This is a genomic window from Microbacterium sp. LMI1-1-1.1, assembly GCF_040815675.1.
Classification (GTDB): Bacteria; Actinomycetota; Actinomycetes; order Actinomycetales; family Microbacteriaceae; genus Microbacterium.
This window is the reverse complement of the sequence record NZ_JBFPNN010000009.1, coordinates 129,622-144,420: the sequence shown is the minus strand read 5'-3', so window position 1 is coordinate 144,420 and position 14,799 is coordinate 129,622. Positions and strand designations below refer to the sequence as shown.

Genomic DNA, 14,799 nt, shown 5'->3' with positions numbered 1-14,799 from the left:
GCCCGCCGGTCGGATCTCGCAGAACGGGCTCGTCTTCGCAGTTCTCCCGCGGAATTCTGCGAAATTCGGCGGTTTCTGCGAGCTCACGAGCGCCCGTCGCACGCCCCGCGCACTCGCCAAAACGAAAATGGCCCCCGGGATGAACCCGGGGGCCTTCGTCGTTCTGTGGCGCTCTTTCTCTATCTGCGATCCCAGTCATGGCGCGGCTCCGCGGGGCGGTCCTGACCGCCACTTTCAGGTCTCCTGCGGGATTACCTCGAGAAAGAGGAGTACCACTACTACAACGTGGTGTGCGAGCTGGATAGGCGCATGGCGGAGATCCCGCCGCTATATTGACATCACACCCGCGATCCGCTGACGCCGCGCTCACCCCCTCGGTTGGAGCAGGAGTCACGGCTCGAGCGTTAACGGGTGTACCGGCGCTCGGCGCTGCTCACGACAAAAGCTTGTCGCTACCGCTTGAAACTTTGACGACAGCCCCACAGCGGTCAATCCCGCCGGCGCGCGTCCGGCCTGTGATGTGCCGACGACCGCATATCCGGCGGCGCACACCTCCGAGGTTCTACTCGTGCGCGACGCCTCTAACGACCACCCCGGAGCCATGCGTCGGGTCGGCTCGGCCTCGGCATGTGTGATGCGTCTGCAGAGCGCGGCGCGGGCGCGGCAACCCGCCACAGGGTATCTCGTGTTGAAGGACCTGGAACAGTCGTTGTTCCCGCGCAGGGATAAGGGCACGCCTTCCTAGGCGCGTCTCGCGCCAGCAAACTCCCCTTTCCAGTCGCGAGCCGACGAGCTCTGCAGTTTCAGCGCTCGTGGATTCATGAAACCCTTGGGCCATGGACGCAATCACCTCGCTTGTGCTGCTCATCACGCTGGCCGCGGTTGCCCTATACGCGCTGTACTGGGTGGTCCGCAAGGCAATCCGGGACGAACTGGAGGCTTCACGTGCGGGGAAGCCGGGACCGGAGCCTACCCCTGACCGCCACGACCCGACCTCTGAATAGCCTGGCAGAAGAATGCATTTTCCCCGTCGATACGACCGACCTGGTTGTGTCGCTGACCCTCGTGAACGAACGTGTCATTCGACCGACACAAAAGACGAGGAGATTTCAATGTCAATTCGCAAAAAGTCGGGTGCCGTCCTCAGCGGCGGCGCTCTTGTTCTCGGGCTTCTTGCAGTAACTCCGGCCGCGCACGCGGCACCGAGCGACCTCACACACGAGGAATTCATCGCCCAGATTGAGAACTACCAAAACGAGCACCCCGGCGACTACGTCGGGCTCGAGCAGTTCGTCGAGAGCATCGGTGGCGAGTTCAAAGTGAGCACCAACATCACCGGACCGACGACGGCCGAGGGCGCAGAAGAGGCGCTCGCAAAGAATGCCGTCATGTCGGACGGCGGCGTGACGGCCGCCGCGGGCTCCCTTCCCTCAGACTCCTTCACCGTCGCAATTACCTCTTTCCGACAGGGCACGAGCCCCATCGTCGACGTCACCGGCAGTTGGGATTGGCGCGACGACTTCGCAGGTCAAACGGATCCGCGAGATATTGCCTCACTCGGTTTCAATTCCTCCTGTGGCGCTCGATCCAACCCACGCGCCACTACACAGGACCTGAACGGCGCGGTCACGAACACAACCGTCCTGAACAACAGCGGTGTCGCGACCAATTCTGTGGTCTGGGAAGTCGACGCTGCCGTCAGCGGCTTTGTGAACAGCGCGGACCAGGGTCGCGTTACTGTCACATGGGACACCTCGGGATGTACAGACACGCTGCAGGCGGGCTTCATCTACGAGGGCAACCAGGGCGGCTCGCTCGACTCCATCTCCGCTAGTTTCGGGGCGCTGAGCCTCGGCTACTCGGGGGGAACGCTGGCTCTTCAGAAGTCCACGGCGCCCCTCACCTTGTGATTGAGGGCGCGGGGCAGGAGCCCGATGCAGGTAGCAGGGTGTGGCTGCGGCTCACGTGGGATGAGCCGCAGCCACACACGTGCGGGCAGAAACGACGAAGCCGGTCAGGATTTTCGGTCCTGACCGGCTTCGTTTGTTGATTTGTAAAGAACGGACCTGATGAAAGATCAAGACCGCCTTCTGTGCGCGAGGGGGGACTTGAACCCCCACGCCCTTGCGGGCACTGGCACCTGAAGCCAGCGCGTCTACCTATTCCGCCACTCGCGCGAGGCACGGCACGGGATGCCGCGCACTCAACTTCCCGAGAATATCACGGCCGCGACCCTGCCACGAAACGCGCGAGGTCGAGGCATCCATGACCTGTACAGCCGTGCTGACTACGATGTGCCTACTGGTCTGCCTGCCTGAAGGAGTCTCGTGGGACTACTCGACAGTTTCGAGAAGGGTCTCGAACGCGCCGTCAACAGCGCCTTCGCGAAGACCTTCCGCAGTGGCATCCAGCCGGTGGAGATCGCGTCGGCGCTCCGCAGCGAGCTCGACAAGAAGGCCGTCGTGGTCAGCCGCGACCGCATCCTGACGCCCAACACGTTCACCGTGCGGCTGTCGCCGGCTGACGACGACAAGATGAGCGCGCTCGGGTCGGCGCTGTCGACGGAGCTCGACACGCTCGTCCAGAAGCACGCCCGCACGCAGGGGTACTCCTTCGCGGGCCCGGTCGCCATCACGATCGAGCGCGACGACTCCCTCTCCACGGGGACGCTCCGCGTCGACTCGCAGACCACCGAGGGCCGCGTCGCCTGGCGCGGCGTCGTGGACATCGACGGCACGCGGCACCCGCTGACCTCCTCGCGGACCGTCATCGGCCGGGGCAGCGACGCGGACATCACCATCCCCGACGCGGGCACGAGCCGCAAGCACGTCGAGATCCTCTGGGACGGCGAGCGCGCCATGGTGCGCGACCTCGGCTCGACCAACGGCACGACGCTGAACGGCCAGAAGGTGCGCGAGGCGGCCCTGCCGCCCGATTCGACCATCTCCATCGGACGCACGAACATCGTGTTCCGTGTCGTCGCGCAGGCTCAGCCGCCGCGCCGACCCGCGCCGTCCGACGCGACGCGCGTCTTCGACGTGCGGGAACGAGGGCCCCTCTCATGAGTCCGCTGACACTCCTCCTCCTGCAGGGCGGCTTCCTCGTCTTGCTCTGGTTCTTCGTCTTCGGCGTGGTCTACTCGCTGCGCGCCGACCTGTTCGGGGTCAAGGTCCGCAAGCTGCCGGCCCCCGAGGCCGCGCCCGCGGGCCCCGCTCCCACGGCGGCGCCCGACGCCGTGACGACGCAGGTCAAGCGTCCCTCGGCCGCCCCGGCACCGGCCGGCGGCCTCGCCACGACCGCCGCCGTGTCGCGCATCGTCATCACGAGCGGCCCGAAGGCCGGGCTCGAGCTGCCGCTCGGCACCGAGCCCCTCACCATCGGCCGTTCGAGCGAGTCGGGCCTGGTCATCCGCGACGACTACACCTCCAGCCACCACGCCCGTCTCGTCCTGTGGGGCGAGCAGTGGATGCTGCAGGACCTGGACTCCACCAACGGCACGTTCCACGACGGCACCCGCGTCGCGTCGCCCGTGCAGGTGAAGGTCGGCGCCCCGATCAAGGTGGGCGCGACGACCTTCGAGCTGAGGAAGTAACGCGCCTCCATGGTCTTCCAGGGCTCGAGCGCGGCCATCTCCCACACGGGCAAGGTGCGCTCCAACAACCAGGACTCCGGCTACGCCGGGTCCAACCTCTTCGTCGTGGCCGACGGCATGGGCGGTCACGCCGGCGGTGACGTCGCGTCGAGCCTCGCGATCCACCGCCTGACCGAGCTGGACCAGCCGTTCTCGACCACGGTCGAGGCCGAGCGGGCGATCCGCGAGGCCCTCTCCGACACGGCCGCCGAGCTCATCGAGACGGTCGCGCGCAAGCCCGAGCTCGCCGGCATGGGAACGACGGTCAGCGCCGTCGTCATGGTGGACGACTACGCCGTCATCGGACACATCGGCGACTCGCGCGTCTACCTCTATCGCGACGACACGCTCACGCAGATCACGACCGACCACACCTTCGTGCAGCGTCTCGTCGACTCGGGCCGCATCACCCCCGAGGAGGCCCGCTACCACCCGCGGCGCTCCGTCCTGATGCGTGTGCTCGGCGACATGGACCCCGACCCCGAGGTCGACACGTTCATCATGCCGACGCAGGACGGCGACCGGTGGCTCCTCTGCTCCGACGGCCTGTCCGGCGTCGTGGACGACCCGCACACGACCAAGACGATGGCGCTCGGGATGCCGCCCGGCCGCACGGCCGACGCCCTCCTCAAGCAGGCGCTCGACGGCGGCGCCCCCGACAACGTCACCATCGTGCTCGTCGACGTCGGAGGTCAGCACCCCGTCTTCATCGGCACGCCCACCATCGTCGGCTCCGCCTCGAACCCCAGCGGCGTCGTCGTCCCGGCGGCGCGCCCCGGCCGGTCGAACTGGCTGCACCCGGCACGTCAGGCCGCCAACGAGCCCACGCACTTCGAGCCCGCCCCCGAGTTCCTCGAGGAGCTCATCGAAGAAGACCGCCGCCGCTCCCGTCGCCGGCGTCTCGGCTGGCTCGCCGCGCTGCTGGTCGTCCTCGCCGCGCTCGGGTTCGCCCTGTTCGCCGGCTACAACTGGACGCAGACCCGGTACTACATCGGCGCCGACGACGACTCGGTCGTGATCTACCGCGGCATCCAGCAGTCCCTCGGTCCGATCTCGCTGTCGACCGTCTACGAGGACACCGACATCGTGCTCGCCGATCTGTCCGACTTCGACCGCCAGACCGTCGAGGCCACGATCAGCGCCCGCTCGCTCAGCGACGCGGAGCTGATCGTCGACCGCCTCCGACCCGCCGAGGAGGCCAGCGGATGACCGACCAGAAGCTGACCCGGGGCACCGACGCGGTGTCCACCGACACGGCCGTGCTGCGGGCGCTCAAGAAGATCCGCGTGCCCGCGACCCAGCGCAATCGGGAGCTCGGTCTGCTCCTCTTCGCGATCGTCGTCTACGGCGCGGCCGTCGCCCTCGTGCAGCTGGGCGTCGACGGCGTCCTCGAGACCGGCTTCCTCAGCCTCGCGGCCGTCCCCGCCGTCCTCGGTCTCGTGATTCACGTCGTGCTGCGTCTGCGCGCCCGCGACGCCGACCCGTTCGTCCTGCCGATCGCGACCCTGCTGACGGGCCTCGGCATCGCGATGATCTACCGCATCGACCTCGGCCGGAACGTCGAGGGCTGGACCGCCACCGGCAACCGGCAGATCGCGTGGGCCGCGATCGCCATGGTGGTCGCGCTCGTGGTGATCCTCTTCGTCCGCAACTACCGCGTGCTCTTCCGGTACACCTACCTGTCGGGTCTCGTCGGCGTGCTCCTGCTGCTCCTGCCGTTCGTCCCGGGCCTGGGCACGGACCAGAACGCCGACGTGTGGGTCTCCCTCGGCTTCGTGCAGTTCCAGCCCGGCGAGCTGGCGAAGATCTGCCTCGCGATCTTCTTCGCCGGGTACCTCGTCCGCACCCGCGAGAGCCTGACGTCCACCGGCACGCGGTTCCTCTTCATGACCTGGCCGCGCGCCCGCGAGCTCGGACCTCTCCTCATCGTGTGGCTCGTCTCGCTCGGCATCATCGTGCTGCAGCGCGACCTCGGCACCGGTCTGCTCATCTTCGGGATGTTCGTCGCGATGCTCTACGTCGCCACCGGCAAGACGAGCTGGGTGCTCATCGGCGTCGTCCTGATCGCGACCGGGGCGTTCTTGGCATCCCGGGTCCTGCCCTACGTGCAGGGGCGCTTCGCGAACTGGCTGGATGCCTTCAACCCCGAGGTGATCGACCGCGACGGCGGCAGCTTCCAGCTGGTGCAGGGGATCTTCGGACTCGCCCAGGGCGGACTCTTCGGCACTGGGCTGGGCCTGGGCCGTCCCGCGATCACGCCGCTCGCGCAGAGCGACTACATCGTCCCGAGCCTCGGCGAGGAGCTCGGCCTCGTCGGGATCTTCGCGATCCTCGCCCTCTACATGGTGTTCACGAGCCGTGGCATCCGCGTCGGCCTCGCCGGTCAGGACGACTTCGGCAAGCTCCTCGCGACGGGACTGTCGTTCATCATCGCCCTGCAGGTGTTCATCATGGTCGGCGGTGTGACGCGGGTGATCCCGCTCACGGGTCTGACGACGCCGTTCCTCGCGGCCGGCGGATCCTCGCTCATCGCGAACTGGATCATCGTCGCCCTGCTGCTGCGCATCTCCGACGCCGTCCGCAGCCGTCCCCGGGTGGTGATCGGCTGATGCTCTCGACCCCTGTCCCGACGCGCACCCCGGAGGAGGCACCGTGACCAAGGAGCTCCGACGCCTCAGCGTCGTCATGCTGGCGATGTTCCTCGCCCTGTTCGTCTCCACGAGCATCATCCAGGTCGTGCAGGCCACGACCCTCGCGAACACCCCCGGCAACACGCGCGCGCTCTACGACTCGTACGAGGTGCAGCGCGGCTCGATCATCGCCAGCGGCGCGGCGATCGCGTCGTCCGTGCCCTCGAACGACGTCTACAGCTGGCAGCGCCAGTACGTGGATGCCGACATGTGGGCGCCCGTGACCGGCTACCTGAACCCGGTGCTCGACTCGTCGACCGGCATCGAGCGCGCCGCGAACGACGTCCTCAGCGGGTCGGACGGGTCGCAGCTCTTCTCGCGCATCGACCGCGCCATCACCGGCCAGGCCCCGCGCGGATCGAACGTGGAGCTCTCCCTGGATGCCACGGCGCAGCGCGCCGCCTGGGACGCCCTCACGCAGGCCGGTTACCAGGGCTCCGTCGTCGCGATCGAGCCGTCCACCGGACGCATCCTCGCGATGGTCACCACGCCGAGCTACGACACGAACCAGCTCGCGTCCCACGACACGGCGGCGGTGGATGCCATCTACAACCAGCTCATGGCGGACCCGCGGCAGCCGATGGTCAACCGCGCCATCGGCGGCAACCTCAACCCGCCAGGGTCGACGTTCAAGCTCGTCGTGGCGTCCGCGGCTCTCGCATCCGGCCGCTACACCCCGGAGTCCACGTTCCCCAACGTCGCCGAGTACCAGCTGCCGCAGTCGACGAACATCGTCCGCAACGCGGGCGGCGGGACGTGCGGCGGCGGCGACACCGTGACGATCGCCGACGCCCTGCGCCTCAGCTGCAACATCCCCATGGCGGAGCTCGCCGTCGAGCTCGGCGACGACGCCATCCGCGCCGAGGCCGAGAAGTACGGCTTCAACACCTCGTTCGAGATGCCGCTCAGCTCGACCGCCTCGGTCTACCCCGACAGCCTGGACGCCCCGCAGACCGCGCTCAGCGGCTTCGGACAGGGGCAGGTCACGGCGACGCCGCTGCAGATGGCCATGGTCTCGGCGGGCATCGCGAACGGCGGGGTCGTGATGAACCCCCGCATGATCGACCGCGTGATCGCGCCGGACCTGTCCGTGCGGGAGTCCAACGACAGCAGCGAGTTCGGCCGGGCGCTGGACGAGGGGCTGGCGGCGGAGATGGTCGCGATGATGACGGCGAACGTCCAGGACGGCGTGGCGTCGAATGCAACAATAGACGGGGTCCAGGTGGCGGGTAAGACCGGTACCGCCGAGAACGGATCCCGTCCCTACAGCCTCTGGTTCTCCGGGTTCGCACCGGCCGACGACCCCCAGGTCGCCGTCGCCGTCGTGGTCGAGGACGGCGGAGGACAGGGACAGAACGGGAGCGGCAACGAGATCGCCGCACCGATAGCGAAGAAGGTCATGGAGGCGGTGCTGGGTAGATGAGACCGACACAGGGTGTGACCTTCGGAGGACGCTACGAACTCGAGTCGCGGATCGCGATCGGGGGGATGGGCGAGGTCTGGGAAGCGACCGATCACGTCATCGGACGGACCGTCGCCATCAAGATCCTCAAAGACGAGTACATGGGCGACCCGGGCTTCCTGGAGCGCTTCCGCGCGGAGGCGCGCCACGCGGCTCTCGTGAACCACGAGGGCATCGCCAGCGTCTTCGACTACGGCGAGGAGGACGGCAGCGCCTTCCTCGTCATGGAGCTCGTCCCGGGCGAGGCCCTCTCGACGATCCTCGAGCGCGAGACGACCCTGTCGACCGACAAGACGCTCGACATCGTCGCCCAGACGGCCGCCGCCCTGCACGCCGCGCACGCCGCCGGTCTCGTCCACCGCGACATCAAGCCCGGCAACCTCCTCATCACCCCGGACGGCCGCGTCAAGATCACCGACTTCGGCATCGCGCGCATCGCCGACCAGGTCCCGCTCACCGCGACCGGCCAGGTCATGGGCACCGTGCAGTACCTGTCGCCGGAGCAGGCGTCCGGCCACCCGGCGTCGCCGGCCACCGACATCTACTCGCTCGGCATCGTGGCGTACGAGAGCCTCGCCGGTAAGCGCCCGTTCACGGGCGAGTCGCAGGTCGCGATCGCCATGGCGCAGATCAACGAGCAGCCCGCACCGCTGCCCGCGACGGTCGCCCCGCCGGTCCAGAACCTCGTCATGGCGATGATCGCCAAGAAGCCCGAGGAGCGCCCCGCGTCCGCGGCCGCCGTCTCGCGCGCCTCCACCGCCCTCCGCCGCGGAGACCTCACGGCCGCAGCCGCCGCCGTCCCCGCGATCGCGGGCGGCGTCGCCGGTGTCGACGACGCGACGCAGCTGCTCACCGCCGGTGCGGCGACCTCGGCGGCCACCCGCCTCATGCCGACCACCGCGGCCCTCACCGAGCAGCACGTCGAGGAGGATCCGGAGCCGCGCAAGAAGAAGCGAAGCCCGTGGACGTGGCCGTTGGTCGCCCTCATCGCCCTGCTCCTGCTCATCCTGGGCGGCACGCTCATCGCGGTGCTGACCAACCAGGACGACCCGGCGCCGGTCGAGACGACCACGACGGCCCCCCAGCCCTCCAACACCTCCACACCATCGCAGACCCCGACGCCGAGCGAGACGCAGGCGCTGGTCGACGTCGACGCCCTGAACCTCGTGGGGCAGTCGTGCGAGGCGGCCGGAGAGACCCTCCGGGCGAACAATCTCAGCGCGACCTGCGAGCCGGGCAACGCCGCGACGACCGCGGACCAGGTCGGACTCGTCGACACCGTCAGCCCGACCGGGTTCGTGGCGCGCGGCACGACCATCACGCTCCGCGTGTTCGGCGAGCAGACGGCCCTGCCGGCCCCCGGCACTCCGACCCTGCCGAGCTCGTCGGTCCAGGCCGGCAGCACGGTCCAGGTCTCGTGGCAGCAGTACACGTGCCCTTCGGGCACCGGATCGGTCACGGGGTACGACTTCACCGCGGCGAACGGCACCTTCGCCGCGAACGGCTCGTCCACCGCGTCGTTCGGCCCGAACGATCGCAACGCCCAGCTGCTCGTCGGCACCGCCGTCGGCGACAGCTTGCGCGTGACCTACACCGTCACCTGCTCGGGCACCGACCGCACCGCCGGCCCGTCGTCGGAGGCCTCGGCCACCATCACCGCACCCAACACCCCGTCCCCCGCCCCGTCCGCCAGCCCCACCAACACCGGCGCATCGAACGGGAACGGGAACGGGAACGGCAACGGCAACGGCAACGGCTGAGACCCGCCCCCGGAAAGCACGCACCATCCCCGAAACACCACGCCAGGAGCTCCACCGTGACCACTGAGACGACGCGCGTCCTTTCCGGGCGCTACCGCGTCGACGACCTCATCGGTCGCGGCGGCATGGCCAGCGTGTACCGCGGGTACGACCAGACCCTGGGCCGGACGGTCGCGATCAAGATCCTCAAGGCGGACCTCGCCGGGGATGCCGCCTTCCGCACGCGCTTCCGTCTCGAGGCTCAGGCGGCTTCTCGCATGGCCCACCCGTCGATCGTGCGCGTATTCGACGCGGGCGAGGACAGCGAGACCGGCTACGACGGCCACGACCGGCCCGTGCCGTACATCGTGATGGAGCTCGTGCACGGACGTCTGCTCAAGGACGTCATCGCGGACGGACCGGTTCCGCTGGACGCGACGCTCCGCTACGTCGACGGCATCCTGGAGGCTCTCGAGTACTCGCACCGCGCCGGTGTCGTGCACCGCGACATCAAGCCGGGCAACGTGATGATCACGGATGCCGGTCAGGTGAAGGTCATGGACTTCGGCATCGCGCGCGCGGTGTCGGACTCGTCCTCGACCGTGGCCGAGACCACCGCCATCATCGGAACGGCCGCGTACTTCTCCCCCGAGCAGGCCAAGGGCGAGTCCGTCGACGCCCGTGCCGACCTCTACTCCACCGGCGTCGTCCTCTACGAGCTGCTCACCGGACGCCCGCCGTTCCGCGGCGACACTCCCGTGGCCGTCGCCTACCAGCACGTCAGCGAGGCACCGGTCCCGCCGAGCGAGCTGAACGAGAGCGTCCCGCGCGCCGTCGACGCCGTCGTCCTGCGCGCCCTCGCGAAGGACCCGTTCCAGCGTCCCCAGGATGCGGCGGGCTTCCGGGAGGCCCTCGACGCGACGGTCGAGGGCAAGGCGCCGAGCAAGCGTCAGGTGTCCGCGCTGTCGAGCGAGCTGTACGGGCCCAACCCCCGCCAGGCCGCGGAGACGGCCCGCTCCCTCCGTCAGCTGAGCACCGACACGACCATGCGTCGCACGCAGCCCGGGCCCCCGGTCGCCTGGATCTGGGCCGGCGTCGCGTTCCTCGCGGTGCTGCTCGTGTCCGTGCTGTTCTGGGTCGTGCAGATCCAGCCCAGCAGCAACGTCCCCAGCACCGCACGCATGGTGCCCGACGTGAGCTCGATGACCTACGAGCGCGCCGTCGAGGCCCTCGAAGAACAGGAGCTCGTCGCCTCGCGCGTCGACGAGACCAGCGAGACCGTCGCCGCCGGCAACGTCATCCGGTCCACCCCCGAGGTGGACACGGCCGTCGTCGCGGGCCAGCAGGTCACCCTCTACGTCTCGACGGGCCCCGACACGGCGACCGTCCCACCCCTCGACGGGCTCGGCGAGGAGGCGGCGCGCGCGTCGATCGAGTCCGCCGGCCTGACCGTCGGCAGCATCCGCCGGCAGAACGACCCGGCGCTGGAGCGCGGAACGGTCATCGAGGCCAGCGCCGCGTCCGGCGCGCAGGTCGCGCGGGGGACGACGGTGAACCTCACCGTCGCGAGCGGTCGCGTCGTGATCGTCGACTACACCGGGTACACCGTCGACGCCGCGATCCGCGAGCTCGAGTCCGAGCGGCTCCAGCTGACCGTGGTCCGACAGGACGACCCGGGGTGCCCGGCCACGAACCCTCAGACGGTGCGCACGCAGTCGCTCGCCCCGGGCGAGGTGCCGGTGCACAGCGAGATCACGCTGACGGTGTGCACGGGGGCGTGACCCCCCGCGGCTGACGCCCTTCCGCCCGGCGGGGGGCCTCCGCCATCCCGGCGCTCTCGAGCCACGTCGCGAGCAGCGTGTAGCCGCCCTCGGTGAGGATGCTCTCCGGGTGGAACTGCACGCCCGCGACCGGGGCCGCGCGGTGCGCGACGCCCATGATCACGCCGCCGTCCGTCCGCGCCGTGACCTCGAGCTCGTCGGGCACCGTCGCCGGGTCGATGGCGAGCGAGTGGTAGCGGGTGGCCGCGAAACCGTCCGGCATCCCTTGGAAGACGCTCGCGCCCGAGTGTCGGATCCGGCTGGTGATGCCGTGCAGCAGCTCGGGGGCATGGGTCACGCGGGCGCCGAACGCCGCGCCGATCGCCTGATGGCCGAGGCAGACCCCGAGGAGGGGGATGCCGCGCTCCGCGCTCTCGCGGACGACCGGGATCGACATGCCCGCCGTCTCGGGCGTCCCGGGTCCGGGCGACACCACGACGGCATCCACTCCGGCCACCGCGGCGGTGACGTCGGTGATGGCGTCGGACGGGATGAGCTCCGTCTCCGCACCGAGGTCGGTCAGGTACCCGGCGAGGATGTGGACGAAGCTGTCGTGGTTGTCGACGACGCGGACGCGGAAGCCCGTCACCCGACGGTGACCTCCTGCGGGTTCACGATCTCGTTCACCCAGGGGAAGACGTAGAAGAACAGTCCGTAGAGCACCGCCACCAGCAGCACGAGGACGATGAACAGCCGGACGAACCACGGTCCCGGCAGGACCCTCCACAGTGCGCCGTACATCAGGCGACCCCTTCCGTCAGCGCGGCCGGCGGTCCGGCTTCGCGCGGCGTGTACGACTCGAAGACGCCGTACGCGACGATGCGCTCGGCGAGCGAGAACATCGGACTGCAGCTCGTCATGGTGATGTACCGTCCGTCCGCCGGCAGGTCGGGGTGCTGCGGCACGTCGCGGAGGACGTCGACCTCGTCGGGCGTGACGTACTCGAGGGTGCGGAACCGGTAGGTGTACCAGCCCGCCGGCGTCTCGACGACGATCGCGTCGTTCACGTGCAGGTCCGCGATGCGGTTGAACGGCTTGCCGTACGTCGTGCGATGGGCGGCGAGGGCGAAGTTGCCGACCTGACCCGGCATGACCGTGTCGTTGTAGTGCCCGATCCCGATGGGGTCGAGGGTGTTGGCGCGCGTGACCCCGCCCGCGATCTTGTAGACGTAGTCGACGCCGAAGCGCGGGATGTGCATGTTCGCGAAGACCTCGGCGTCCGCCGGCTTCGGCATGTCGGGCGGCTCGATCTCCTGGGGCGCGTCCGGGGTCGGCTCCGCGGCGGGGAGGGAGGGCTGGGATGCCTCGAACTCGGCCTGCCACTCCTCGGACTGCTCCGCGGCCTCGGCGGTGCGCTGTGCACTGTAGATCTCGTCGCCGATCCACAGCTGCCAGGCCACGAACAGGAAGACCAGGACGCCCGCGGTCATGAGGAGCTCGCCGAAGACGCCGATCACCGAGACGCGACGTCGCCGCGGTGCGCGGCGGCGCGTGCGCCGGTTCTCAGCAGGGGGAACGGTGTGCACGACGGCAGTCTAGTTCCGTGGGTCCGGCGGGACCTGAGCATTAGACTGTGCGCATGGCTCGTACAGGCAACGACGAAGACCCGATCGTCGAGCGCAACGAGGGCAACTCGGCCCCGAACCCGGTGTGGTTCCTGCCGATCATGATCGGCCTCATGCTGATCGGCCTCGTCTGGGTGCTCGTCTTCTACCTCAGCAACTCGCAGTTCCCCGTGCCGGGGATCGGTGCCTGGAACCTCGTCATCGGGTTCGGCATCGCGTTCGTCGGATTCCTGATGACGACCCGCTGGCGCTGACACCCGCTCGGTGGGGACGAATTACACGGATGTGATTCATCCCCACCTGTGGATGAGCCTGTGGATAACTTTCAGCTGAAGTAGACCACGGCGGGGATCGCGAGGGCGGCCAGCAGCGCGACGCCGACCGCGACCAGCAGGCCGATCTGCACGGGCTTCTGACGCTGAAGTCGCGTCCGAGCATAGATCAGGCCGACGATCGCGCCCGTCGCCAGCCCGCCCAGGTGGGCCTGCCACGAGACGCCGACGTTGTTCAGCGCGCCGATGAAGTCGCCGGTGCCGATGGAGTTGACCAGCGCCAGCACGAACGGCAGCGCGAAGTTGATGCCGATGATGATCGCGATGAGCCGGATGTCGGCACCGATGTGCCGCCCGATCACGAGCAGCGCCCCGAAGAGGGCGAAGATCGCACCCGACGCACCGACGACCCAGGTGCCGGGCGCCAGCAGGGCCACCGCGACGGAGCCTCCGAGCAGACCGAGCAGGTAGAGCGCGAGGAAGCGCCCGCGGCCGAGCATCGGCTCCAGGTTCCGGCCGATGAACCACAGGGCCAGCATGTTGAGGCCCACGTGGAAGAACCCGGCGTGGACGAGACCCACCGTCAGGAGCCGCCACGGCTGCAGACCCACCTGCGGCAGCAGGTAGACGCTGTTGAACGCGAGCAGCTGCGTGAGCAGCGAGCCCACACCGGGGATCAGACCGATGATGTACGCCAGACCCGTGACGGCGACGATGGCCAGCGTGACCTTCGGACGACCGGATGCCACCAGCGCGACCGGCCGTGACGATGCCCACCGGCGCTGCGCCTTCTTCTGCGCGGGCGTCTCGGCCGCACGCTGCTGCGCCATGCACTCGGGACAGATGACCCCGACAGCCGCGGGAGTGCGGCACTCGGAGCAGACCGTCCGCAGGCAGCGCTGGCACAGCACGAAGCTCTGCCGGTCAGGATGCCGGTAACAGAAGTTCTCGCTGTTGCGACGGAACTCCTCGCTGGTGGACACCGTCGGCGGGGGTCAGACCGTCACGACGTCGACCGACTCGAGCACGACGGGCTCGATGGGTCGGTCGCCCGCGGCGGTCCGGACCTTGCTGATCGCGTCGACGACGGCCTTCGAGTCGTCGTCGGCCACCTCGCCGAAGATCGTGTGCTTGCCCTGCAGCCACGGGGTCGGGTCGGTGGTGATGAAGAACTGCGAGCCGTTCGTGCCCTCGGGCTGACCGGTGATGGCGTTGCGGCGCAGGCCGGCGTTGGCCATGGCGAGCTTGTACGGGGCCGAGAAGTCGAGCTCGGGGTGGATCTCGTCGTTGAACGTGTAGCCGGGGCCGCCGACGCCCTGGCCCAGGGGGTCACCGCCCTGGATCATGAAGCCGGGGATGATGCGGTGGAAGACGACGTTCGAGTAGAGCGGGCCCTGCCCCTTCTCGCCGGTGGCCGGGTCGGTCCACTCCTGCGAGCCGTCGGCGAGGCCGACGAAGTTGCGGACGGTGCGCGGCGCGTGATCGCCGAACAGGTTGACGACGATGTCGCCGTGGTTGGTGTGCAGGGTCGCGACGGCGGAGTGAGTGGCCATGGCTACATTCTCTCAGAGTTATCTGCAAGGGTCCGCGGGCGGGGGCGGTCGTTCTGGCAAGATGACT

15 protein-coding genes and 1 tRNA gene are annotated in these 14,799 nt (G+C 69.1%); 10 read left to right on the top strand and 6 right to left on the bottom strand.

Annotated features, from left to right (window positions below; translation table 11 throughout):
* Positions 1-836 precede the first annotated feature (836 nt).
* Positions 837-1,004 carry a hypothetical protein gene (locus MRBLMI1_RS14065; protein WP_367733886.1) on the top strand — a complete coding sequence of 56 codons (168 nt, stop codon included), beginning with the start codon at positions 837-839 and terminating at the stop codon, positions 1,002-1,004.
* A gap of 108 nt (positions 1,005-1,112) precedes the next feature.
* Positions 1,113-1,910: a hypothetical protein gene (locus MRBLMI1_RS14060; protein ID WP_367733885.1), complete on the top strand. Its 798-nt coding sequence runs from the start codon at positions 1,113-1,115 to the stop codon at positions 1,908-1,910.
* Between the two features lie 183 nt (positions 1,911-2,093).
* Here the strand turns inward: MRBLMI1_RS14060 and MRBLMI1_RS14055 are convergent.
* A tRNA-Leu gene (locus MRBLMI1_RS14055) sits at positions 2,094-2,177 on the bottom strand.
* Positions 2,178-2,327: 150 nt separating this feature from the next.
* On the opposite strand from MRBLMI1_RS14055, the gene MRBLMI1_RS14050 reads away from it, so the two are divergent.
* Genes MRBLMI1_RS14050 through pknB form a run of 7 tightly spaced genes read left to right on the top strand, consistent with a single transcriptional unit; the run spans position 2,328 to position 11,303 of the window.
* Positions 2,328-3,065, top strand: coding sequence for an FhaA domain-containing protein (locus tag MRBLMI1_RS14050; protein ID WP_367733883.1), 738 nt, complete (start codon positions 2,328-2,330; stop codon positions 3,063-3,065).
* On the top strand, positions 3,062-3,592 hold the full coding sequence (locus MRBLMI1_RS14045; protein ID WP_367733881.1) for an FHA domain-containing protein FhaB/FipA: 531 nt from the start codon (positions 3,062-3,064) through the stop codon (positions 3,590-3,592). Before MRBLMI1_RS14050 ends, MRBLMI1_RS14045 begins: the two co-directional genes overlap by 4 nt.
* Positions 3,593-3,601: 9 nt before the next feature.
* The gene (locus tag MRBLMI1_RS14040; protein WP_367733879.1) at positions 3,602-4,840 is read left to right on the top strand and encodes a PP2C family protein-serine/threonine phosphatase; all 1,239 of its coding nucleotides are present in this window, start codon (positions 3,602-3,604) and stop codon (positions 4,838-4,840) included.
* Positions 4,837-6,240 (top strand): FtsW/RodA/SpoVE family cell cycle protein, encoded by a 1,404-nt coding sequence (locus tag MRBLMI1_RS14035; RefSeq protein WP_367733878.1) that lies wholly within the window; start codon positions 4,837-4,839, stop codon positions 6,238-6,240. The genes MRBLMI1_RS14040 and MRBLMI1_RS14035 overlap by 4 nt, the downstream gene beginning before the upstream one ends.
* 43 nt (positions 6,241-6,283) lie before the next feature.
* A complete protein-coding gene (locus MRBLMI1_RS14030; RefSeq protein WP_367733877.1) occupies positions 6,284-7,744 on the top strand; it encodes a peptidoglycan D,D-transpeptidase FtsI family protein in 1,461 nt (486 codons plus the stop codon).
* Positions 7,741-9,543 (top strand): protein kinase domain-containing protein, encoded by a 1,803-nt coding sequence (locus tag MRBLMI1_RS14025; protein ID WP_367733876.1) that lies wholly within the window; start codon positions 7,741-7,743, stop codon positions 9,541-9,543. The genes MRBLMI1_RS14030 and MRBLMI1_RS14025 overlap by 4 nt, the downstream gene beginning before the upstream one ends.
* A 56-nt stretch (positions 9,544-9,599) precedes the next feature.
* Positions 9,600-11,303, top strand: coding sequence for a Stk1 family PASTA domain-containing Ser/Thr kinase (pknB, locus tag MRBLMI1_RS14020; RefSeq protein ID WP_367733874.1), 1,704 nt, complete (start codon positions 9,600-9,602; stop codon positions 11,301-11,303).
* Here the strand turns inward: pknB and MRBLMI1_RS14015 are convergent.
* The 3 genes from MRBLMI1_RS14015 to MRBLMI1_RS14005 are packed head-to-tail and all read right to left on the bottom strand — an operon-like array spanning position 11,275 to position 12,868.
* Complete coding sequence (locus MRBLMI1_RS14015; protein WP_367733873.1) at positions 11,275-11,931, bottom strand: anthranilate synthase component II; 657 nt, start codon at positions 11,929-11,931, stop codon at positions 11,275-11,277. The genes pknB and MRBLMI1_RS14015 overlap by 29 nt on opposite strands.
* Positions 11,928-12,083 carry a hypothetical protein gene (locus MRBLMI1_RS14010; RefSeq protein ID WP_367733871.1) on the bottom strand — a complete coding sequence of 52 codons (156 nt, stop codon included), beginning with the start codon at positions 12,081-12,083 and terminating at the stop codon, positions 11,928-11,930. The genes MRBLMI1_RS14015 and MRBLMI1_RS14010 overlap by 4 nt, the downstream gene beginning before the upstream one ends.
* Positions 12,083-12,868, bottom strand: coding sequence for a class E sortase (locus tag MRBLMI1_RS14005; protein WP_367733870.1), 786 nt, complete (start codon positions 12,866-12,868; stop codon positions 12,083-12,085). Before MRBLMI1_RS14005 ends, MRBLMI1_RS14010 begins: the two co-directional genes overlap by 1 nt.
* Before the next feature lie 53 nt (positions 12,869-12,921).
* Between MRBLMI1_RS14005 and MRBLMI1_RS14000 the strand changes: the two genes are divergently transcribed.
* Entirely contained in the window at positions 12,922-13,161 is a 240-nt protein-coding gene (locus tag MRBLMI1_RS14000) for a cell division protein CrgA (RefSeq protein ID WP_367733868.1), read from the top strand.
* Between the two features lie 71 nt (positions 13,162-13,232).
* On the opposite strand, the gene MRBLMI1_RS13995 is transcribed toward MRBLMI1_RS14000, so the two are convergent.
* Complete coding sequence (locus MRBLMI1_RS13995; RefSeq protein WP_367733867.1) at positions 13,233-14,162, bottom strand: rhomboid family intramembrane serine protease; 930 nt, start codon at positions 14,160-14,162, stop codon at positions 13,233-13,235.
* Between the two features lie 12 nt (positions 14,163-14,174).
* Entirely contained in the window at positions 14,175-14,732 is a 558-nt protein-coding gene (locus tag MRBLMI1_RS13990) for a peptidylprolyl isomerase (protein WP_367733866.1), read from the bottom strand.
* Positions 14,733-14,799 lie beyond the last annotated feature (67 nt).

Coding starts and splice junctions, on each gene's coding strand:
- MRBLMI1_RS14065 (WP_367733886.1), top strand. CDS start 837: ATGGACGCAATCACCTCGCTTGTGCTGCTCATCACGCTGGCCGCGGTT.
- MRBLMI1_RS14060 (WP_367733885.1), top strand. CDS start 1,113: ATGTCAATTCGCAAAAAGTCGGGTGCCGTCCTCAGCGGCGGCGCTCTT.
- MRBLMI1_RS14045 (WP_367733881.1), top strand. CDS start 3,062: ATGAGTCCGCTGACACTCCTCCTCCTGCAGGGCGGCTTCCTCGTCTTG.
- MRBLMI1_RS14040 (WP_367733879.1), top strand. CDS start 3,602: ATGGTCTTCCAGGGCTCGAGCGCGGCCATCTCCCACACGGGCAAGGTG.
- MRBLMI1_RS14035 (WP_367733878.1), top strand. CDS start 4,837: ATGACCGACCAGAAGCTGACCCGGGGCACCGACGCGGTGTCCACCGAC.
- MRBLMI1_RS14025 (WP_367733876.1), top strand. CDS start 7,741: ATGAGACCGACACAGGGTGTGACCTTCGGAGGACGCTACGAACTCGAG.
- MRBLMI1_RS14010 (WP_367733871.1), bottom strand. CDS start 12,083: ATGTACGGCGCACTGTGGAGGGTCCTGCCGGGACCGTGGTTCGTCCGG.
- MRBLMI1_RS14000 (WP_367733868.1), top strand. CDS start 12,922: ATGGCTCGTACAGGCAACGACGAAGACCCGATCGTCGAGCGCAACGAG.
- MRBLMI1_RS13990 (WP_367733866.1), bottom strand. CDS start 14,732: ATGGCCACTCACTCCGCCGTCGCGACCCTGCACACCAACCACGGCGAC.